At 66.0% G+C, this 20163-nt stretch carries 17 protein-coding genes; 14 read left to right on the forward strand and 3 right to left on the reverse strand.

Annotated features, from left to right (window positions below; genetic code table 11):
* Positions 1–355: 355 nt before the first annotated feature.
* The 4 genes from yajC (at position 356) to AACH00_RS00020 (ending at position 6424) form a co-directional block, all read left to right on the forward strand.
* Positions 356–685: a preprotein translocase subunit YajC gene (gene yajC, locus AACH00_RS00005; RefSeq protein ID WP_341396884.1), complete on the forward strand. Its 330-nt coding sequence runs from the start codon at positions 356–358 to the stop codon at positions 683–685.
* Positions 686–763: 78 nt separating this feature from the next.
* Positions 764–2653 (forward strand): protein translocase subunit SecD, encoded by a 1890-nt coding sequence (gene secD, locus AACH00_RS00010; RefSeq protein WP_341396885.1) that lies wholly within the window; start codon positions 764–766, stop codon positions 2651–2653.
* Positions 2654–2689: 36 nt separating this feature from the next.
* Positions 2690–3727, forward strand: coding sequence for a protein translocase subunit SecF (secF, locus tag AACH00_RS00015; protein WP_341396886.1), 1038 nt, complete (start codon positions 2690–2692; stop codon positions 3725–3727).
* A 48-nt stretch (positions 3728–3775) separates the two neighbouring features.
* On the forward strand, positions 3776–6424 hold the full coding sequence (locus AACH00_RS00020; protein ID WP_341396887.1) for a DUF1631 family protein: 2649 nt from the start codon (positions 3776–3778) through the stop codon (positions 6422–6424).
* Between the two features lie 58 nt (positions 6425–6482).
* Here AACH00_RS00020 and AACH00_RS00025 read toward each other — a convergent pair whose 3' ends face one another.
* From AACH00_RS00025 to AACH00_RS00035, 3 genes are all read right to left on the reverse strand, one after another.
* Positions 6483–6941: a Smg family protein gene (locus AACH00_RS00025; protein WP_341396888.1), complete on the reverse strand. Its 459-nt coding sequence runs from the start codon at positions 6939–6941 to the stop codon at positions 6483–6485.
* 72 nt (positions 6942–7013) lie between these two features.
* Entirely contained in the window at positions 7014–8132 is a 1119-nt protein-coding gene (gene dprA / locus AACH00_RS00030) for a DNA-processing protein DprA (protein WP_341397451.1), read from the reverse strand.
* A 34-nt stretch (positions 8133–8166) separates the two neighbouring features.
* Positions 8167–9321, reverse strand: coding sequence for a LysM peptidoglycan-binding domain-containing protein (locus AACH00_RS00035; RefSeq protein WP_341396889.1), 1155 nt, complete (start codon positions 9319–9321; stop codon positions 8167–8169).
* A 265-nt stretch (positions 9322–9586) separates the two neighbouring features.
* Between AACH00_RS00035 and def the strand changes: the two genes are divergently transcribed.
* The 10 genes from def (at position 9587) to fba (ending at position 20136) form a co-directional block, all read left to right on the forward strand.
* Complete coding sequence (gene def / locus AACH00_RS00040) at positions 9587–10102, forward strand: peptide deformylase (protein ID WP_341396890.1); 516 nt, start codon at positions 9587–9589, stop codon at positions 10100–10102.
* A 20-nt stretch (positions 10103–10122) separates the two neighbouring features.
* Positions 10123–11082 carry a methionyl-tRNA formyltransferase gene (gene fmt, locus AACH00_RS00045; protein WP_341397452.1) on the forward strand — a complete coding sequence of 320 codons (960 nt, stop codon included), beginning with the start codon at positions 10123–10125 and terminating at the stop codon, positions 11080–11082.
* A 78-nt stretch (positions 11083–11160) separates the two neighbouring features.
* Positions 11161–12015, forward strand: a complete 855-nt coding sequence (gene htpX / locus AACH00_RS00050) for a zinc metalloprotease HtpX (protein WP_341396891.1) — start codon at positions 11161–11163, stop codon at positions 12013–12015.
* Between the two features lie 78 nt (positions 12016–12093).
* Positions 12094–12489 carry a hypothetical protein gene (locus AACH00_RS00055; RefSeq protein WP_341396892.1) on the forward strand — a complete coding sequence of 132 codons (396 nt, stop codon included), beginning with the start codon at positions 12094–12096 and terminating at the stop codon, positions 12487–12489.
* 131 nt (positions 12490–12620) lie between these two features.
* The gene (locus AACH00_RS00060) at positions 12621–13355 is read left to right on the forward strand and encodes an AzlC family ABC transporter permease (RefSeq protein ID WP_341396893.1); all 735 of its coding nucleotides are present in this window, start codon (positions 12621–12623) and stop codon (positions 13353–13355) included.
* Positions 13352–13681: an AzlD domain-containing protein gene (locus tag AACH00_RS00065; protein ID WP_341396894.1), complete on the forward strand. Its 330-nt coding sequence runs from the start codon at positions 13352–13354 to the stop codon at positions 13679–13681. Before AACH00_RS00060 ends, AACH00_RS00065 begins: the two co-directional genes overlap by 4 nt.
* A gap of 74 nt (positions 13682–13755) precedes the next feature.
* Positions 13756–14949, forward strand: coding sequence for a phosphoglycerate kinase (locus AACH00_RS00070; RefSeq protein WP_341396895.1), 1194 nt, complete (start codon positions 13756–13758; stop codon positions 14947–14949).
* A 133-nt stretch (positions 14950–15082) separates the two neighbouring features.
* Positions 15083–17398, forward strand: coding sequence for an NADP-dependent malic enzyme (locus AACH00_RS00075; RefSeq protein ID WP_341396896.1), 2316 nt, complete (start codon positions 15083–15085; stop codon positions 17396–17398).
* 143 nt (positions 17399–17541) lie between these two features.
* Entirely contained in the window at positions 17542–18972 is a 1431-nt protein-coding gene (pyk, locus tag AACH00_RS00080) for a pyruvate kinase (RefSeq protein WP_341396897.1), read from the forward strand.
* 99 nt (positions 18973–19071) lie between these two features.
* Positions 19072–20136: a class II fructose-bisphosphate aldolase gene (gene fba, locus AACH00_RS00085; RefSeq protein ID WP_341396898.1), complete on the forward strand. Its 1065-nt coding sequence runs from the start codon at positions 19072–19074 to the stop codon at positions 20134–20136.
* Positions 20137–20163: the final 27 nt, after the last annotated feature.

The following is a 20163-nucleotide window of genomic DNA, read 5'->3' on the forward strand; positions in this document are numbered from 1 at the left end:
TCGGGTACATCCCACCCGCAGAGGCTGAGGCAAACTACTACCGGCAACTCGCCAGTCAGACTGCCTTGACGGAAGCCTGACTTAACCCAACGGGCCTCCATGAAACCCGGGGCGCTTCACTTTGGCGTTTCTGGGCCTCTCTGAATCATCGCGTCATCCATCTGCGCGCCATCACGCACGGGCTGCCTGGCGCGGATTTCGCAAGTCGCAGCCGCCCGGCCGGAACCTTGCGGCGCCCGGGTAATCCCTGCAGGTTGCTGCGCTTGAAACCGCAGCCTCCCGCCCCACCTACAATCGCGCCAACCTGCGTGCGCACCTCGCGTGCGGCAGGGCCATTCCACAAGGATTTTCAGACGTGTTCATTTCCGACGCTTACGCCCAAACCGCACCTGCCGCCGCTGCCGCTGGCGGCGCCTCCAGCCTGATGCAATTCCTGCCGCTGGTGCTGATGTTCGTGGTGCTGTACTTCATCATGATCCGCCCGCAGATGAAGCGCCAGAAAGAGCACAAGGCCATGATCGACGCCCTCGCCAAGGGTGATGAAGTCGTGATCGGTGGCGGCATCCTGGGCCGTGTGTCCAAGATCTCTGACAGCCTGATCCACGTTGAAGTGGCCAAGGACGTCGAGATTCAGGTGCAGCGCGCCTCCGTCGTGCAAGTGCTGCCCAAGGGCTCCCTGAAGTAAATCTGTTGCGAGCGGGCGGCTTCAACGCCGCTCGCCCTTCGTCACATGGCGCGGCCCACCGGGGCAGCGAACATTCCCATGAATCGTTACCCCTTGTGGAAGTACGTTGTCCTGGCGCTCGCGCTGGTCATCGGCCTGATCTACACCCTGCCCAACTTCTTTGGCGAAGCGCCTGCCGTCCAGGTTTCCAGCGCCAAGGTCACGGTCAAGGTCGACGCCGCCTTTGCCGGCCGCGTTGAAGCCGCCTTGAAGGCCGCCAGCATCAACGCGGACTATGTCCAGTTCGAGGGTAATTCGGTCAAGGCGCGTCTCGCCGATACCGACACCCAGATCAAGGCCAAGGACGTGCTGTCCCAGGCTCTGAACACCGACCCGACCGACCCGTCCTACATCGTTGCGCTGAACCTCGTGTCGCGCTCGCCGCAATGGCTGCGCAGCCTGCACGCCTTGCCGATGTACCTGGGCCTCGACCTGCGCGGTGGCGTGCACTTCCTGATGCAGGTCGACATGAAGTCGGCGTTGACCAAGAAGGCCGAAGCACTCACCGGCGACATCCGCACGTCCCTGCGTGACAAGAACATCCGCCACGCGGGCGTCACCCGTGACGGCAACACCGTCCTGGTCAATTTCCGTGATGCGGGCACCCGCACGGCGGCGCTGAACCTGCTGACCGACACACTGCCAGACGTGCAGTGGACGGAAGGCACCTCGCCCTCCGGCGATCTGAGCCTCAGCGGCAGCTTGAAGCCCCTCGCCGCCATCAAGGTGCAGGAAGCCGCGATCAAGCAGAACATCACCACGCTGCACAACCGCGTGAACGAGCTTGGCGTTGCCGAGCCGGTGATCCAGCAGCAAGGCATCGACCGCGTGGTCGTTCAGCTGCCTGGCGTGCAGGACACCGCCAAGGCCAAGGACATCATCGGCCGCACCGCGACGCTGGAGTTGCGCATGGTCGACGACAGCGCCGAGGCGGCCGCTGCGGCCACCGGTGCGGCGCCCGTGCCGTTCGGTACCGAGCGTTATGTCGAGCGCAGCGGCGGTCCGTTGATCGTCAAGCGCCAGGTCATCCTCACGGGTGACAGCCTGGCCGATGCCCAGCCGGGCTTTGATGACCACCAGCAGCCTGCCGTGCACCTGACGGTGGACGCCAACGGCGGACGCATCATGCGCGACATCTCCCGCGAGAACGTCGGCAAGCGCATGGCCATCCTGCTGTTCGAGAAGGGCAAGGGCGAAGTCATCACGGCCCCGGTGATTCGTGGCGAGCTGGGCAACCGCTTCCAGATCTCCGGCCGCATGACCACCCAGGAAGCCAACGACACGGCGCTGCTGCTGCGCGCGGGCTCGCTGGCTGCGCCGATGGAAATCATCGAAGAGCGCACGATCGGCCCGAGCCTGGGTGCTGAAAACATCAGCATGGGCTTCCACAGCGTGGTGTACGGCTTCGCCGCCATCGCCGTGTTCATGTGCCTGTACTACGCACTGTTCGGCATGTTCTCGACGCTGGCTCTGGCATTCAACCTGCTGATGCTGCTGGCCATCCTGTCGATGCTGCAGGCGACGTTGTCGCTGCCCGGCATTGCCGCCATCGCGCTGGCGCTCGGCATGGCGATTGACGCCAACGTGCTGATCAACGAACGGGTCCGCGAGGAATTGCGGGCTGGTGCGTCACCGCAGGCGGCCATCCATGCGGGCTATGAGCGCGCATGGGCCACCATCCTCGACTCGAACGTCACGACGCTCATCGCAGGCCTGGCCTTGCTGGCCTTCGGTTCCGGCCCGATCCGCGGCTTTGCCGTGGTGCACTGCCTGGGCATCCTGACGTCGATGTTCTCGGCCGTGATGTTCTCGCGCGGCCTGGTGAACCTCTGGTACGGCCGCCAGAAGAAGCTCAAATCGGTGTCGATTGGTCAGGTGTGGCGTCCCGATGGTGACGCTGCCGCCGCCCAATCCGCTGATCCGGTCTGAAGCGCGCTTCAGCCGTTACCTCTCAGGAGTTTCTCCATGGAATTTTTCCGGATCCGGCGCGACATCCCGTTCATGCGGCATGCGCTGGTGTTCAACATCATCTCGGCGCTGACGTTCTTCGCAGCTGTCTTCTTCCTCGTCACCCGGGGCCTGCATCTCTCGATCGAATTCACCGGCGGTACGGTGGTCGAGGTCGAGTACGCGCAGCCGGCCGATCTCGAGCGCACGCGCGCCGTGGTCGAGGCCATGAAGCTGGGCGAAGTGCAGGTGCAGAACTTCGGCACCTCGCGCGACGTGATGATCCGCCTGCCGGTGGATCGCAAGCTCAAGCAGTCGGAGCTTTCCGGCCGCGTCTTTGCCGAGCTGTGCAAGGCCGAGTCAGGTGTCGTCGAGCAGCGTCAGGAAACCACGCCCAAGGGTGAGCAGCTCAGCCGCTCGGCCTGCGTTGCCAAGGGTGTCGAGCCCCTGAAGCTGTCGCGTACCGAATTCGTCGGCCCTTCGGTGGGCGATGAGCTGGCGCAAGACGGCGCCAAGGCCATGATCGTGGTCGTGCTGGGCATCATGGCTTACCTGGCCCTGCGCTTCGAGTGGAAGTTCTCGGTTGCAGCCATCATCGCCAACCTGCACGACATCGTCATCATCCTGGGCTTCTTCGCCTTCTTCCAGTGGGAGTTCTCGCTCTCGGTGCTGGCGGCGGTGCTGGCGGTGCTGGGTTACTCGGTGAATGAGTCGGTGGTGATCTTCGACCGGATCCGCGAGGCCTTCCGGAAGTACCGCAAGCTGGATACGGCGGAAGTCATCGACCACGCGATCACCTCCACCATGAGCCGCACGATCATCACCCACGGGTCGACCCAGATGATGGTCTTGTCGATGTTGCTGTTTGGCGGCCCGACCCTCAAGTTCTTTGCCGTGGCACTGACCATCGGCATCTGCTTCGGCATCTATTCGTCGGTGTTCGTGGCTGCTGCAATTGCCATGTGGCTGGGTGTGAAACGTGAAGATCTCGTCAAGGCGGCACCTGTGCGCGAAGCGGGTGACCCGGACGATCCGAACTCCGGCGCCGTGGTGTAGAGTCAGCGCTGATCTTCGCCCGCGTCGGGCTGCCACCATTGCCTGTACATGCCTGAGAACGCCCCCAGCGACGGATTGATTGGACAAGCCCGGATGTTCTTTGCCGAACATCTGGTGCGCGACGTCCAAGCCTGGCTGGACCAGGCCATGCAGGCGGCCCAGGATGTGGCGGACAAGCCGGCAGAGCGCGCAGTTGCGCAGCAGCGCCGCGACATGTTGCAGGAGTTGATGCAGCGTGGCGCCGACTGGCCGGTCCAGCTGACCGAACAGATCCGCGACCGCATGTCGCTGGCCTCATCACTCAACACCAGTACCGGCGCCTTGCTGTCTTCGCTGCAGGGCGACCGCGCGCTGGAGCTGGTGGACGACGCCACGGTGCAGCGTGAGATCCTGAAGTCCCGGTTGTCGCTCGCCATCATGGACCGCTGCACCTGGGAGTACGCCGACCTGCGTGCCCGCGCCATCCAGATCACGGGCAAGCCTGAACTCGACGACGATGACCTGCTGCGCCCCTTGAGCCTGGCGCGCTGCGTGATCCGCTCGTGGACCGACGCCGGCCTGTCCCTCGACGCCTGGCAAGTGGTTCACGACGTGATGCAACCGGCTGTGGCCAAGCGCTGCGAAGAGGCCTATCACGAAACCAATCGCTGGCTGGTTGAGCGGGGCGTGATGCCCGAGGTCGACCTGCGCCAGTTCATTCGTCGCGCCGATGGCTCGCCCACGCAAGTGGCCGGGCTTGATTCAACCCGCGGCGCCGAAGCGACGATCCAGGCGTCCGGCGACGATGTGGCGGCCACCCATGCCAACGCTGGTTCGGCCCCCGTGTCCGTCAGCGCCGCGCTCAAGAGCGTGCTGCCTGACCTGGTGGCCCCTGCCGCCCAGGCTGCCGCTCAGCAACGTGCCTTGTCGATGCGTCCGGCCTTTGGTGGAGGTGCCAACAACGGCGGTGGCAACAACGGCGGTGGTGCCGTGCAAGGCGGCGGCAACGCATCAGGCCAAGCGGCTGGAGGCCCGGGCTGGCAAGGCACCCAAACTGCTGGTGCTGGTTTTTCCGGGGCGCAGCACGCCAGCGAACCGCAGGGCGCCCATGTCGCCAACGGCGACACCGGCGGACAAGCCTACTCATCGGGCGGCCCGATGTCGGGGCATGTTCACACCGGCATGAGCTTCGATGAAACCCGCATGATGACGCGCCAGGCGCCCAGCCTCGGGCAGCCGCACATCGTGCTGGAGCGATTCAGCGACATCATGGAGCGGCACGTGCCGGGCTTCCGTGATGTGGCCAATGCCAGGCCGGCTTCGGCGCAACTGGCGCACGCAATGGCGCAGGCCCAGGAACGCCTGGTCGCCAAGGCTGAGGCCGGGGTGGTCGTCAACTCCTCGGGCTCCGTGCTCGACGGTGGGGTATCGCCGTCGGCCCTGATGCGCGAGTTGCGCGAGCGCCAGGCCGCGCTCAAGCAGGCCGCCAGCACCCCTGCTGAGCGCGCCACCATCGAACTGGTCGCGCTGCTGTTCCAGTCGATCCTCACCGAAGACCGCATTCCGGCGGCGCTGCGCGTGTGGTTTGCGCGCCTGCAGATGCCCGTGCTGCGCGTGGCAATTGCCGAGCCAGACTTTTTCTCCAGCACCGATCACCCGGCGCGTCGCCTGATCGACCGCATGGGCGCCTGCGTGATGGGCTTTGAGGGTGGCGCCGAAAGCATCGGCCCCGCGCTGGAAACCGAAATCAAGCGCGTGGTTCAGGTGGTCGAGGCTTTCCCCGACACCGGCCGCCGCGTTTTCCAGACCGTGCTCAACGAGTTCGAGCGCTTCCTGGAAGGCTACTACCGCGATCAGCACGAAGGTGCCAAGGTCGGTGTGTCGCTGGCGCAGCAGATCGAGCAGCGCGAAACCCTGGCCATCCAGTACACCATCGAGATGCGCAAGCTGCTCAGCGAGATGCCGGTGCAGGAAGGCGTTCGCGACTTCCTGTTCCACATCTGGGCCGATGTGCTGGCCACCACGGCCGTGCGCCACGGCCCGAACAGTGATGCCGTGCGTGTGGTTCGTGAAGCCGCCGCGGAGCTGATGTGGACGGCCAGCGCCAAGAGTTCACGTGAAGAGCGGGCAGAAGTGATTCGTCGTCTGCCGCCTTTGCTGGCCACCCTGCGCCAGGGCATGAATACCGCCTCCATGGCGGCCGGCAAGCAGGAAGAGGCGATGAAGTCGCTGAACTTCGCCCTGACGGCAGCCTTTGGTGCCCGCGCCACGGTGATTTCGCCGAGCCAGCTGGAAGACCTGAAGAAGCGCCTCGAGACCATCGAGGAAATGTTGCCCGACGACGATTTCGAGATCGACGAAACCTGGGTGCTGGACGACAGCCATCCGAACAGCGAGAACCTCGAAATCGTGGCCGATGGCGGCTCCATGCCGACCCCCGCGATGCTCACGGCCGCGACCGAGCTGTCGATCGGCACGGCGTTCCGCCTGGAATACCGTGGCCGCAGCGAGGTGGTGCGTCTGGCCTGGCAGGGCATGCACAAGCAGCTGTCGCTGTTTGCGGCGCCGCGTGGCCGTTGCGTGTTGTTCCAGAAGGCGCGTCTGGCGGCCTACCTGCAGGCCGGCTTGCTGGTGCCTGCACAAGACGAGTCGCTGACTCTGGCGGCCACACGCCAAGCCATCAACCGGATCAATGCAGAACCGGCGTTGCTGAACTGAGTTGGGATAACCAACACCTGACGACTGGGCACTGGCGCCAGGCGCCAACCGGTTTGTTTCAGTGGATCAGGCGGTCTTCGGGGGCGACGAACAGCTCGTCGAGCACCAGCGCATCGGGCTCTTCGCCCAAGCTCCAGAACACCATCAGGACGATGATCTTGAGCGCGTCCAGATCGATGGGCTCGCCGATGGCGGTGGCGCGATCAATCACCAGCTCGCGCATCGGCGCGGGCAGCACGCCAGCTGATTCGAGGAAGGTGATGAAGCCAATCGACTCGTCACCCAGCAGTTCCATCTCGCTGGGCAGGTAGATCCGCATGCTTTGCGGGCCGGAGCCCGTGCCTGTGCCTGTGCCCGATTCGGCACTTTCTGCCAGACCAGCCAGCCAGATCAGCGCATCCTGGATCTCGTCGGATTCGAAGCCGACGGCTGACAGTTTGCGGGTCAGCTGCTCGGGATCCGGGCAGGCATCAGGCCGCCAATAGTTCTCGTAGACATAGACCAGCACATCAAACATGAACTGACTATAACCGAGGGGGCCGAACCGGGCTGCCCGAGAAAGCCGAGCAAGTCACGGTGTTTCCCCGCTTCATGCGGCCGTGCGCCGCTGCATCAATCCGCCTGGCAGGCGCTGCACATGCCCATCCAGTTCCAGGGTCAGCAGCTGGGCCTGCAACTGCGCCAGCGGCCACCCGGTGCGCGCCTCCAGGGCGTCCAGTGACACCGGGTCGTGCCCCATGGCGCTCAGCAGCGGGTCTTCGAGCAGCGACTCCGCTGGCGGCGGATTGCCGGCATCAACGACACCGGTGGCCGCAGCCGGTCCGGGCTCGGCGCGCAGCTCTTCAAGAATGTCCTGCGCCGTCTCGACGAGCTTGGCGCCGTTCTTGATCAGCCAGTGACAGCCTTTCGCTTGGGGGGCGTGGATGGAGCCGGGAATGGCAAACACCTCGCGGCCACATTCGCTGGCCAGCCGCGCCGTGATCAGTGAGCCTGACGCCATGGCGGCTTCAACCACCAACGTCCCGCGTGTCAGCCCGGCAATGATGCGGTTGCGGCGCGGAAAGTGGTCACGCAGCGGGGGCGTGCCGGGCGAAAACTCGCTCAACATCAGGCCGGTGGCGGCAATCTCGCGAGCCAGAGCGTCGTGGCGTTTGGGGTAGTGGATGTCGAGGCCGGTGCCCACCACCGCGATGGTGCCGCCACGGCCCTGCAGCCCGCCCCGGTGTGCCGCACCGTCGATGCCCAGGGCCAGCCCCGAGACCACGCACCAGCCGGCTTCGCTCAGGTGCTTGGCGAAGGCGGCCGCGTTGTCCACACCTTGCGGGGTGGCATGCCGGCTTCCCACGATCGCCAGGCTCGGCTGGTTCAGCAGTGCCAAGCGGCCTTCCGCGAACAACAGCGAGGGTGGGTCTGCCGTGTTCAGCAGGCTGGCCGGGTAAGCCGGGCAACCCAGGCTCAGCACGTGGCGGTGAGCGCCGCCTCGCAGCCACTGCAGCGTCGCGCTCAGGCGGTCGGCCCTATGGGCGGGGGAGGGCTTTGATAGTGCCGTGGCTGCGCGCCCACCCGCCACGCTGCGCCAGGCGGAGGCTGACGCGGCCAACACGCTGGCGGGGCTGCCGAATGCAGCCAGCAGTTGCCGGATGGCCGCAGCGCCCAGGCCATCACAGAAGACAAGCTGCAACCAGGCGGGCAGCTCGTCCTCGCTCAAGCCCGCGCCGGGCGGGTTGGCGTCGACCGGTTGGTCAGGGTTGGGTAAAGCGGTCGCCACCTTGCACCGGTGCCTGCACTTGCAGGATCAAGGCGTAGGAGACCCGCTCAAAGACGCGGAACACAAACAACATGCCATGGCGCTCGTCGGGCAAGGTCATCAGCTGGCGGTCAGGCGCCGTCAGGTCAGGCCGCACGGTGCCTGAACGCCACAGCGCAAGCACGTGGCCGCGCTCCAGGCCGTCACGCTTGCCCTTGTTCAGGGCCACGATCTGGTTCTGGCCGGCATTCAGGCCATCGCCATACACCGAGATGATGCGACCGGCGATGTTCTGGCCTGGAGGGTGCGGTGCAAACGCGTCTTGCTCGGACGGCGGCAGCGGCGCCAGGCGGTCGCCCACATTGGCTTCTTCGCGCAGTTGGCTGACGGTGAAGGTGGACGGCACCACCGCGGCTTCGCTTTCGCTGCCCACGGTCTTCAACTCGGCCGTGCCCACATGGCGGGCTTCGTAGCCCAGCACTTCGCCTGTGCCCGGGTCGATCAGGGGCTTGGGCGAGCGGAACACCTGCCAGGTGCGGGCGGCAGACACATCGCCGCGCACATAAGCGGTTTCACCGCGCGACAGCAGGACGCGACCTTCCTGGGTGGCCACGATACGCGGCGCCACGGCCAGGCGGTCATCGTCAAACACCACGGCTTCGTTCAGGAACGGGCCGATCAGGTGCATCGGCACCGAAGCGATGGCGCTGTTGTCCAGCAGCTCTTCGCGGATGCGGGGTGACAGTTTTCCGTCACCGCCCTGACCGTTGCCCTGCAGGGGGCGCCCCACCGACAGGCGTGCACGGCCGTTGGACTTGTCGAGGAACAGCACTTGCCCTGGATAAATCAGGTGCGGATTGCGGATCTGGTCCAGGTTCATGCCCCAGAGCTCGGGCCAGCGCCACGGGCTCTTCAGGAACAACTTTGAGATGTCCCAGAGCGTGTCACCCTTCTTCACCGTGTAGCTGTCGGGTGCATCAGCCGCCAGCTCCGACAGCGGAACCCCGGCCTGCGACACCTGCTGTGCGGTGCTGCGCTGCGAGCTGGTGATGGGGAAGTCGGCCGCGTTGGCAGTGCCATTGGCCAGCGTCAAGGCCAGCAGCAAGGTGGTTGGAAACACGGCGCGAACGCCAGGAAATTTACGGCTCATGGATGGACTCTCCCGGGCGACGAGCCGGAAATCTGGGACGGTGCAACAATTCCGGGTAGCGACAAAAGGCGGACAGGCCACCAGATCGTCGGTGCTACCCGCCGGCAATGCTGAGAATTCTCCGCAAATTCTGCCCCTAAACCCTTGATGTCGCAATGAAACTGGCCGAGCCGTGATCCCCCCGTTGTGGCGGAATCAGGCCCGGACGTTGCGTGCTTTCAACATCTGTGACGCCGTGTAAGGTGTCCTCATCGTTTTCCCAGCCATGGCCATGCTCCCGATCCTTCGCTTTCCTGACCCGCGCCTCCATACGGTGGCCGCCCCCGTGGCGGAAGTCGACGATGCCATGCGGCGCCTGATCGACGACATGTTCGAGACCATGTACGACGCTGAAGGCGTGGGCCTGGCCGCCACGCAGGTGGATGTGCACAAGCGCCTCATCGTGATGGACACCTCGGAAAAGCGCGACCAGCCGGTGGTGCTGATCAACCCCGAGCTGGTGAAGGTGAGCGACGAGATGTCGATGGGCGAAGAGGGCTGCCTGTCCGTGCCGACGATCTATGACGAGGTGCCTCGTCACGCCCGCGTCACGGTGCGTGCCCTGGACCGCAACGGCCAGACCTTCGAGATGGACGCCGAGGGCCTGACGGCCGTCTGCGTGCAGCACGAGATGGACCACCTGATGGGCAAGGTGTTCGTGGAGTACCTCAGCCCGCTCAAGCGCGAGCGCATCAAGACCAAGATGATCAAGAAGACCCGCGACGAGCAGAAGCGCCGCTGAGCATGTCGGTGAACAAGCCTTTGCGCGTGGCCTTTGCGGGCACGCCCGAGTTTGCGGCCGTGGCCCTGCAGGCGCTGCTGGACGCCGGCATTGACGTGCCGCTGGTGCTGACCCAGCCCGACCGCCCCGCCGGCCGCGGCATGAAGCTGCTGCCATCGCCCGTGAAGGCGCTGGCGGTGTCGCACGGTATTCCGGTGGCGCAGCCGCGCAGCCTGCGCCTGGACGGCAAGTTTCCCGAAGAAGCGGCGCAAGGTCTGGCAGCGCTGCAAGCTGCCCAGATCGACGTGATGGTGGTGGCGGCGTACGGCCTGATCCTGCCGCAATGGGTGCTGGACTTGCCGCCGCTCGGGTGCCTGAACATCCACGGCTCGGTGCTGCCGCGCTGGCGCGGTGCAGCGCCCATCCATCGGGCGATCGAGGCTGGTGATGCCTTGACCGGCATCACGGTGATGCAGATGGACATCGGACTGGACACCGGCGCCATGCTGGCCGTCGAGACCGACGCCATTCTGCCGACCGATACGACGGCGGTGCTGCACGACCGCCTGGCCGCCATGGGTGGCCGGATGATGGTGGACGTGCTGCAGCGCACGGCAAATCAGGGGCGCCTGCCGAGCGAACCCCAGCCTTTTGAGGGCGTGACCTACGCCCACAAGATCGACAAGTCGGAAAGCGCCATCGACTGGCGCGAGCCGGCAGCGCTGATTGAGCGGCGCGTGCGTGCCTTCGACCCGTTCCCTGGCGCCAGCTTCCAGTGCGACGGCGAGGTGGTGAAGGTCTGGCAGGCCAGCGTGGTGCCCGGTGACGGTGCTGCCCCCGGCAGCGTGACGCAGACGGACGGCGCCCTGGTGGTGGCTTGCGGCGAAGGCGCCTTGTCGCTGCAGCAGCTGCAACGGCCCGGCGGCAAGCGCGGGCCCGTGAGTGCCTTCCTGCAGGCGCATCCCGACTTGCTGGGCAAAAACCTGCTGGCCGTCGCCTGACTTGAACTTCCGCTCCCCGGCCGCATCTGATGGCCTGGGGCATGTGCCCCGTGGCACCTGACTGAAAGGGTCGAGTCGATGTTCAACCTGCTCAAGACCGCCGTGCTGATGGCGGCCATCACCGCGCTGTTCATGGCCGTGGGCAACGCCCTGGGTGGACAGGCCGGCATGATGCTGGCGCTGTTGGTGGCCGTGGGGATGAACTTCTTCAGCTACTGGTTCTCGGACAAGATGGTCCTGCGCATGTACAACGCGCAGGAGGTCGACGCGCAATCGGCGCCCCAGTTCTACCGCATGGTCCAGGAGTTGGCGCAGAAAGCCGACCTGCCCATGCCGCGGGTGTACCTCATCCAGGAAGATGCGCCCAACGCCTTCGCCACCGGCCGCAACCCCGCCAACGCCGCCGTGGCGGCCACCACCGGCATCCTGCGGGTGCTGAGCGAGCGTGAACTGCGTGGCGTCATGGCCCACGAGCTGGCTCACGTGAAGCACCGCGACATCCTGATCTCGACCATCAGCGCCACCATGGCCGGTGCCATCGGCATGCTGGCGAATTTCGGCATGCTGCTCGGCGGCCGCGACAGTGAGGGCCGTCCTGCGAACCCGCTGGTGGGTTTGATGGTGATGATCCTGGCGCCGATGGCCGCCGGCCTGATCCAGATGGCCATCAGCCGTGCCCGTGAATTTGAAGCCGACCGTGGCGGTGCCGAGATCTCGGGTGATCCTGAAGCGCTGGCTTCGGCCCTGCAGAAGATCCACCGCATCGCCCAGGGCCTGCCGCTGGAGGCCGCCGAGCGCCACCCGGAAACAGCCCAGATGATGATCATGAACCCGCTGTCCGGTGGTGGCCTGCGAGGCTTGTTCTCGACCCACCCTGCCACCGAAGACCGGGTGGAGCGCTTGCTGGCGCTGGCCCAGCAGATGCGTCGCTGAGCCCCACGGCAGGCTCAAGTGCCTGCCGCCGCGGCCGATAAGAGGAGGACACCGTGTGGTGTCCTTTTCCTTTTGGCCATGACCCTCTTCCGATCCACGACCCTGCCTGTACTGGCGCTGGTGAGCATGCTCGCCGGCTGCGACATGCTCGGTATCGAGACGCCGGAGAAGCGCAGCGGCGAGGGCAAGGCCATCGGTGCTGCCTGCCGCCATGCCGGCCGGGCCATCGAAGACTGCTACACCTTGAACGCCAAGGGTGACAAGTCCGCCATCTACGCCGGTTGGCGCGAGATGGACGACTACATGCGCGAGAACAAGCTCGAGCCGGTGATTCCGGTCATCAAGCCGGAAGACCTCAAACCCAAGCCGAAACCCAAGCCGAAACCCAAGCCTGAAGGCGAGGGTGACGACGGCGGCGCCAAGGCAGACGCCGGCGCCGACGAGAAGCCGGCAAAGAAGGCCTCCGGCCACTGAGGCGGCGCAGGGCGCGGGCGTTGACCCGGGCCGGATGCCACACCCGGCGCCGGCCCCGCCGCGCCGGCTCAGTCCGCTGCCCGTACCCGGTTCGGAATCGATGCACGGTGCCGGCATAGGACAATGCCGGCATGAGCTCCCCTGTGCCGCATTGGCAACACCCTGAATTCCGCCGCGGCGCGCGCGACATGGTGGGCATCGCCCTCGGCATCGGTGCCTGGGGTCTGGTGACCGGCATGGCGATGGTCAAGAGCGGATTGGGCCTGCCGCTGTCGCTGATGATGTCGATGCTGGTGTTTGCCGGCAGCGCGCAACTCGCGGCGCTGCCACTGATTGCCGCCGGCGCGCCGATCTGGGTGGTCTGGGCCACGGCCATCTGCGTGAACCTGCGGTTCGTCATCTTCAGTGCCGGCTGGCGTCCGTATTTCGGACATCTGCCGCGCCGGCAGCGGCTGGTGCTGTCGTACTTCACCGCCGACCTGAACTACGTCTGCTTCATGCGCCGCTTCCCCGAGCCCCGGCCCGAGGAAGGGCAACTGCCTTACTTCTGGGGCGGCGTGGCCGTGAACTGGACGGCCTGGCATGTGTTGTCGATCACCGGCATCTTCCTGGCCGATGTCATTCCAAGCCAGTGGGGCCTGGGCTTTGCCGGCGTGCTGGCGCTGCTGGGCCTGACCGGCTCGCTGCTGTCTGACAAGGCCACCTGGGTGGCGGCGGTGGTGGCCGGCTGCGCATCGGTGGCGGCCTACGCCATGCCGCTGAAGCTCAACATCGTGATCGCGATTGCCGCTGCGGTGGCCGTGGGCGTGATGATGGACCACGCCAAGCAGGCCCTGGCCGGCCGCACCACCGGGGGCGCACCATGACGACCTGGGAAGCTGCGCTGACGATTGCCGGGCTGGCGCTGATCACGGTGCTGACCCGCGGCTTCTTCCTGATCCCCGAGCGCGAGGTGCCCATTCCCACCTGGCTGCGCGAGGCCCTGCGTTATGCGCCGCTGGCCGCGCTGGTGGCCGTGGTGGTGCCCGAGATCGTGCTGACCCAGGGGCAGCTCATCCACACCTGGCAGGACGCGCGCCTGTTTGCCGCCTTGACCGGGGGACTGTGGTTCTGGTGGCAGCGTGGCATTCTCGGCACCATCCTCAGCGGCACCGCGGTGATGCTGGTCCTGCGCATCGGCCTGGGCTGGTAGCCGCCGCGCATTGCACACCGTTTGCCGAGTGAGATTTCCTTTCCTTTCCAACCTTTCAGAGACAAGCCTTCATCATGAACGTGATCCGCTTCACTGACCTCGTTGCCCAGGGCCGTGCCCAGGGCCAGCGCGTTTTCATCCGTGCTGACCTGAACGTGCCGCAGGACGACGCCGGCAACATCACCGAAGACACCCGCGTGCGCGCCTCGGTGCCCTGCATCGAGCTGGCGCTGAAGGCTGGCGCCGCCGTGATGGTGACGTCCCACCTGGGCCGCCCGACCGAAGGCGAGTTCAAGGCCGAGGATTCGCTGGCCCCGGTGGCCCAGCGCCTTGGCGAGCTGCTGGGCCGCGAAGTGCGCCTGGTGTCCAGCTGGGTTGACGGCGTGACCGTGGCTGCAGGTGAGGTGGTGCTGTTGGAAAACTGCCGCGTCAACAAGGGCGAGAAGAAGAACAACGCCGAGCTGGCGAAGAAGATGGCCGCCCTGTGCGACATCTACGTCAACGACGCGTTCGGCACGGCGCACCGCGCCGAAGCCACCACCTACGGCATCGCCGAGTACGCCCCCGTGGCCTGCGCCGGCCCCTTGCTGGCCGCAGAAATTGACGCCATCACCAAGGCGCTGGCGCAACCGAAGCGCCCGCTGGTGGCCATCGTCGCCGGCTCCAAGGTGTCGACCAAGCTGACCATCCTGCAAAGCCTGTCGAACAACGTGGACGGCCTGATCGTGGGTGGCGGCATCGCCAACACCTTCATGCTGGCCGCCGGTCTGAACATCGGCAAGAGCCTGGCGGAAGTCGATCTGGTTGGTGAAGCCAAGGCCGTGATCGAAGCGATGGCCGCACGCGGCGCCGCTGTGCCGATCCCGGTGGACGTGGTGTGTGCCAAGACCTTCTCGGCCACCGCTGAAGCCACCGTGAAGGCCGCCACCGACGTGGCCGACGACGACCTGATCCTCGACATCGGACCGAAGACCGCCGCCATCCTGGCTGAGCAACTCATGGCTTCCGGCACCATCGTCTGGAACGGCCCGGTGGGCGTGTTCGAGTTCGATGCGTTCTCGCACGGCACCGAGGCCATCGCCCGCGCCGTGGCGGCCTCCGATGCGTTCAGCATCGCTGGTGGTGGCGACACGCTGGCGGCCATCGCCAAGTACGGCATCGAGCAGGACGTCGGCTACATCTCCACCGGTGGCGGCGCCTTCCTGGAAGTGCTGGAAGGCAAGACCCTGCCGGCTTTCGAGATCCTGAGCCGTCGCGCTGCGGGTTGAGTGCCTGAGCCCGGGCGCTCGCCCGGGCAACATCGCCCCATGCAAGTTTTGCATGATGTGGCGATTGCGGACGAGGGGCAGTGGTGGGGCGGGCTAAATTGCCAATTCCCCCCGCTGAAACCCCCTTCCGCCGATGACCAAGCCTTCACTGTCCCCAGCCGAACAAGCTCTGCGTGACGCTGCCCTGGAATACCACCGCAGCCCGACGCGCGGCAAGATCGCCGTCACGCCCTCCAAGCCGCTGTCGAATCAGCGCGACCTGAGTCTGGCGTACTCGCCCGGTGTGGCCTATGCCTGCCTGGCCATCGAGGAAGAGCCGACGCTGGCCGCCGACTACACCTCGCGCGCCAACCTGGTCGGTGTGATCACCAACGGCACCGCCGTGCTCGGCCTCGGCAACATCGGCCCGCTGGCGAGCAAGCCGGTGATGGAAGGCAAGGGCTGCCTGTTCAAGAAGTTCGCCGGCATCGATGTGTTTGACATCGAGCTGGCTGAAAACGACCCCGACAAGCTGGTCGAGATCATTGCCGCGATGGAGCCCACGCTCGGCGGCATCAACCTCGAAGACATCAAGGCGCCCGAGTGCTTCTACGTCGAGAAGAAGCTGCGTGAACGCCTGAGCATTCCGGTGTTCCATGACGACCAGCACGGCACGGCCATCATCTCCGGCGCGGCCTTGCTGAACGGCCTGGAACTGGTCGGCAAGCGCATCGACGAGGTCAAGCTGGCCGTGTCGGGCGCCGGTGCCGCCGCCATCGCCTGCCTGGACTTGATGGTGGGCCTGGGCGTGAAGCCGGCCAACATCTTCGTGTGCGATTCCAAGGGCGTGATCCGCGCCGGCCGTGGCGACAAGCTCGACGAATCGAAGCAGCGTTATTGCCAGCAGACCGAGCACAGCACCTTGGCTGACGTGGTCAACGGCGCCGACGTGTTCCTGGGTTGCTCCGCGGCCGGCGTGCTGACGGCCGAGATGGTGAAGACCATGGCGGCCCAGCCCATCATCCTGGCGCTGGCCAACCCCGAGCCCGAGATTCGCCCGGAGCTGGCCAAGGCCGCACGGCCGGATTGCATCATCGCCACCGGCCGCTCGGACTACCCGAACCAGGTCAACAACGTCCTGTGCTTCCCGTACATCTTCCGCGGTGCGCTCGACTGCGGTGCCTCGCGCATCACCGAAGAGATGAAGCTGGCCTGCGTGCGCGAAATCGCGGCGCTGGCCAAGGCGGAAGCCTCGGACGAGGTGGCGGCCGCCTACGTCGGCAAGGAGCTGAAGTTCGGCCCGGATTACCTGATCCCGACACCGTTCGATGCCCGCCTGATCCTGCGCATCGCACCTGCCGTGGCCCAGGCAGCAGCCGACAGTGGCGTGGCCACCCGTCCCATCACCGACATGGCCGCCTACCGCGACAGCCTGAGCCGCTACGTCTACCAGACGGGCATGTTCATGCGCCCGGTCTTCACGGCTGCGAAGGCGGCCTGCGCCCGCAACGCCGCCCGCGTGGTGTATGCCGAGGGCGAGGACGAGCGCGTTCTGCGCGCGGTGCAGGTGGTGCTTGATGAAGGTCTGGCCAAGCCGATCCTGATCGGCCGCCCCGCGGTGATCGCCATGCGCATCGAGCGCGCCGGCCTGCGCCTGAAGCCGGGCGTCGACTTCGAGGTGGTCGATCCGGAAGACGATCCGCGTTACCGCGCCTGCTGGGAGGCCTATCACCAGCTGATGGGCCGCGAGGGTGTGTCGCCCGACGCCGCCAAGGCCGCGCTGCGCCGCTCCAACACGCTGATCGCATCGATGCTGGTCAAGCGCGGTGACGCCGACGCGATGCTGTGTGGCCTGGTGGGCCGCTTCGATGCCCACTTCGAGCACGTCAAGACGGTCATCGGCGCGCGCCCCGGCACCGGCGTGATGGCCACGATGAACGCGTTGATGCTGGACCAGCACACGCTGTTCATCACCGACACCTTTGTCAACGAACTGCCCAGCGCCGAGGAAATGGCGGAGATTGCCCTGATGGCTGCCGATGAAGTCCAGCGCTTCGGCCTGCCGCCGAAGGTCGCCTTCCTGAGCCACTCGATGTACGGCAGCTCCAGCCGCCCCAGCGCCAAGCGTTCGCGCGCGGCCCGTGATCTGTTCGTCAAGCGCGCCCCGCACATCGAGTGCGACGGCGAAATGCACGGCGACGCGGCGCTGTCTGACGACATCCGCCAGGCCGTGCTGCCCGAGACCACGCTGAGTGGCGCGGCCAACGTGCTGGTGCTGCCGAACATCGACGCCGCGAACATCCTGTTCAACGTGCTGAAGGTGACGGCCGGCCACAACGTCACGGTGGGCCCGATCCTGCTGGGCGCTGCGGCACCGGTGCACATCCTGACGCCGTCGGCCACCATGCGCCGCGTCGTCAACATGACGGCCCTGGCCGTGGCCGACGTGGCCGCCACCCGCGGCCTTTGATGCTGCTGGCGCCACCCCCGAGTTCGGGGCGTGGCGCTTGTAATGCGTCGGTAACCCGCTGGGGCCACAACTGCGGATAATCTGGCGGTAACCACGGGTGCGGAAGGCCGTTACCCAGTTACCTCACATACCGGAGACACCGCATGCCACGCGCCACCAAGATTGTTGCCACCCTCGGCCCCGCTTCCAGTGACGCCGACGTGCTGGAGCGGCTGCTTCGGGCCGGCGTCGACGTGGTCCGGCTGAACTTCAGCCACGGCAAGGCGCAGGATCACATCGACCGCGCCAACCTGGTGCGCGAATGCGCCCGCCGCGTCGGCAAGACCGTGGCCCTGATGGCCGACCTGCAAGGCCCGAAGATCCGCGTCGGCAAGTTCGTCGAAGGCAAGGTCATGCTGGAAAACGGCATGCCCTTCGTGCTGGATGCCGGCCGCACCGAGCCCGGTGACATCAACGGCGTGGGCCTCGATTACAAGGAACTGCCGCGCGACGTGAAGCCCGGCGACGTGCTGCTGCTCAACGACGGCCTGATCGTGCTGACGGTGGACCGCGTGCAGGGCGAGCAGGTGCACACGCTGGTGAAGATCGGCGGCGAGCTCTCGAACAACAAGGGCATCAACAAGCAGGGCGGCGGCCTGACGGCACCGGCCCTGACCGGCAAGGACATGGAAGACATCAAGACCGCGATGTCCTTCCAGTGCGACTACCTGGCCGTGAGCTTCCCGAAGAACGCCACCGACATGGAAATGGCGCGCCAGCTGGCCAACGTGGCCGGCGAGCCCTATCGCCACAAGCCCTGCATGATCGCCAAGATCGAGCGCAGCGAAGCCATCCCGCACCTCGAAGCCATCCTCAAGGCCAGCGACGGCATCATGGTCGCCCGAGGTGATCTGGCCGTGGAAGTGGGCAACGCGGCCGTGCCGGCGCTGCAGAAGCGGATGATCCGCATGGCCCGTGAACTGGACAAGCTGGCGATCACCGCGACCCAGATGATGGAGTCGATGATCGTCAACCCGGTGCCGACCCGCGCTGAGGTGTCGGACGTGGCCAACGCCGTGCTGGACGGTACCGACGCCGTCATGCTGAGCGCCGAAACCGCCGCCGGCAAGTACCCGGTGGAAACGGTGGAGCACATGGCGCTGATCGCCCTGGAAGCCGAGCGCGCCGAAGACACCCGCCTGGACGCCAACTTCTCGGACCGCATCTTCGGCCGCATCGACCAGTCGATCGCGATGGGCGCGCTGTTCACCGCGCACCACCTGGGTTGCAAGGCCATCATCGCGCTGACCGAATCGGGCTCCACCGCGCTGTGGATGAGCCGCCACAACATCCACGTGCCGATCTTCGGCCTGACCAGCAAGCCGACCTCGCAGACGCGGATGGCGCTGTACCGCAACGTGCGCCCGATCCTGATGCCCAACTTCACCGACCGCGACCAGGCGCTGGAAGAGGCGGAACGCCTGCTGGTGTCGCGCGGCGTGCTGAAGCCGGGCGATACCTACGCCATCACCTGCGGCGAGCCGATGGGCTACCCGGGTGGCACCAACATGCTGAAGGTCTGCCGCGTGGCCTGATGGCCCCTGTTTGGCTGGCCCGTTGGCTAGAATGGCGCGAGTTACGGCGTGGTTACATAGGCCGCGCCCCCAAGTTTTTCTACTCTCTCGGGGACACCCATGCCACTCGTTTCCATGCGCCAGCTGCTGGACCACGCCGCTGAACACGGCTACGGCCTGCCAGCTTTCAACGTCAACAACCTCGAACAGGTCCAGGCCGTGATGGCCGCTGCCGATGAAGTTGGTGCGCCGGTCATCCTGCAAGCCAGCGCCGGTGCCCGCAAGTACGCCGGCGAAGCCTTCATCAAGCACCTGATCCAGGCGGCTGTCGAAGCCTATCCGCATATTCCGCTGGTGATGCACCAGGACCACGGGCAGACCCCGGCGATCTGCCAAGGCGCCATCGACCTGGGCTTCGGCTCGGTGATGATGGACGGCTCGCTGCGTGAAGACGGCAAGACCCCGGCCTCGTTCGACTACAACGTCGACGTGACCCGCCGCGTGGTCGAGATGGCCCACAAGGTCGGCGTGACGGTCGAGGGCGAGCTGGGCTGCCTGGGCAACCTGGAAACCGGTGAAGCTGGCGAGGAAGACGGCATCGGCGCCGAAGGCAAGCTGGACCACAGCCAGATGCTGACCGACCCGGAAGAAGCCGCCGTGTTCGTCAAGGCCACCCAGCTGGACGCCCTGGCCATCGCCATCGGCACCAGCCACGGCGCCTACAAGTTCAGCCGCAAGCCTGACGGTGACATCCTGGCGATCTCGCGCGTGAAGGAAATCCACGCCCGCATCCCCAACACCCACCTGGTGATGCACGGCTCGTCGTCGGTGCCGCAGGAACTGCTGGCCATCATCAACCAGTACGGCGGCAAGATGAAGGAAACCTACGGCGTGCCCGTGGAAGAGATCCAGGAAGCCATCAAGTTCGGCGTGCGCAAGATCAACATCGACACCGACATTCGCCTGGCGATGACCGGTGCGGTGCGCAAGTTCCTGTTCGAGAACCCGGACAAGTTCGACGCCCGCGAATGGCTCAAGCCCGCCCGCGAAGCCGCCAAGGCCGTGTGCAAGCAGCGCTACCTGGAATTCGGATGCGAAGGCCAGGCCGGCAAGATCGTGCCGAAGACGCTGCATCAGATCGCAGCCCTGTACGCCAGCGGTGAGCTGGCCCAGCGCGTCATCTGACGTTGCTGGTGAAAGGAGCAGGCCTGC

The sequence above is a fragment of the Ideonella margarita genome, from assembly GCF_038066635.1.
Classification (GTDB): domain Bacteria; phylum Pseudomonadota; class Gammaproteobacteria; order Burkholderiales; family Burkholderiaceae_C; genus Ideonella; species Ideonella margarita.

Bases quoted from the DNA above. Each gene is read 5' to 3' on its own strand.
- secD (WP_341396885.1), top strand. From the start codon at position 764: ATGAATCGTTACCCCTTGTGGAAGTACGTTGTCCTGGCGCTCGCGCTG.
- secF (WP_341396886.1), top strand. From the start codon at position 2,690: ATGGAATTTTTCCGGATCCGGCGCGACATCCCGTTCATGCGGCATGCG.
- AACH00_RS00020 (WP_341396887.1), top strand. From the start codon at position 3,776: ATGCCTGAGAACGCCCCCAGCGACGGATTGATTGGACAAGCCCGGATG.
- AACH00_RS00025 (WP_341396888.1), bottom strand. From the start codon at position 6,941: ATGTTTGATGTGCTGGTCTATGTCTACGAGAACTATTGGCGGCCTGAT.
- AACH00_RS00035 (WP_341396889.1), bottom strand. From the start codon at position 9,321: ATGAGCCGTAAATTTCCTGGCGTTCGCGCCGTGTTTCCAACCACCTTG.
- def (WP_341396890.1), top strand. From the start codon at position 9,587: ATGGCCATGCTCCCGATCCTTCGCTTTCCTGACCCGCGCCTCCATACG.
- htpX (WP_341396891.1), top strand. From the start codon at position 11,161: ATGTTCAACCTGCTCAAGACCGCCGTGCTGATGGCGGCCATCACCGCG.
- AACH00_RS00055 (WP_341396892.1), top strand. From the start codon at position 12,094: ATGACCCTCTTCCGATCCACGACCCTGCCTGTACTGGCGCTGGTGAGC.
- AACH00_RS00060 (WP_341396893.1), top strand. From the start codon at position 12,621: ATGAGCTCCCCTGTGCCGCATTGGCAACACCCTGAATTCCGCCGCGGC.
- AACH00_RS00065 (WP_341396894.1), top strand. From the start codon at position 13,352: ATGACGACCTGGGAAGCTGCGCTGACGATTGCCGGGCTGGCGCTGATC.
- AACH00_RS00070 (WP_341396895.1), top strand. From the start codon at position 13,756: ATGAACGTGATCCGCTTCACTGACCTCGTTGCCCAGGGCCGTGCCCAG.
- AACH00_RS00075 (WP_341396896.1), top strand. From the start codon at position 15,083: ATGACCAAGCCTTCACTGTCCCCAGCCGAACAAGCTCTGCGTGACGCT.
- pyk (WP_341396897.1), top strand. From the start codon at position 17,542: ATGCCACGCGCCACCAAGATTGTTGCCACCCTCGGCCCCGCTTCCAGT.
- fba (WP_341396898.1), top strand. From the start codon at position 19,072: ATGCCACTCGTTTCCATGCGCCAGCTGCTGGACCACGCCGCTGAACAC.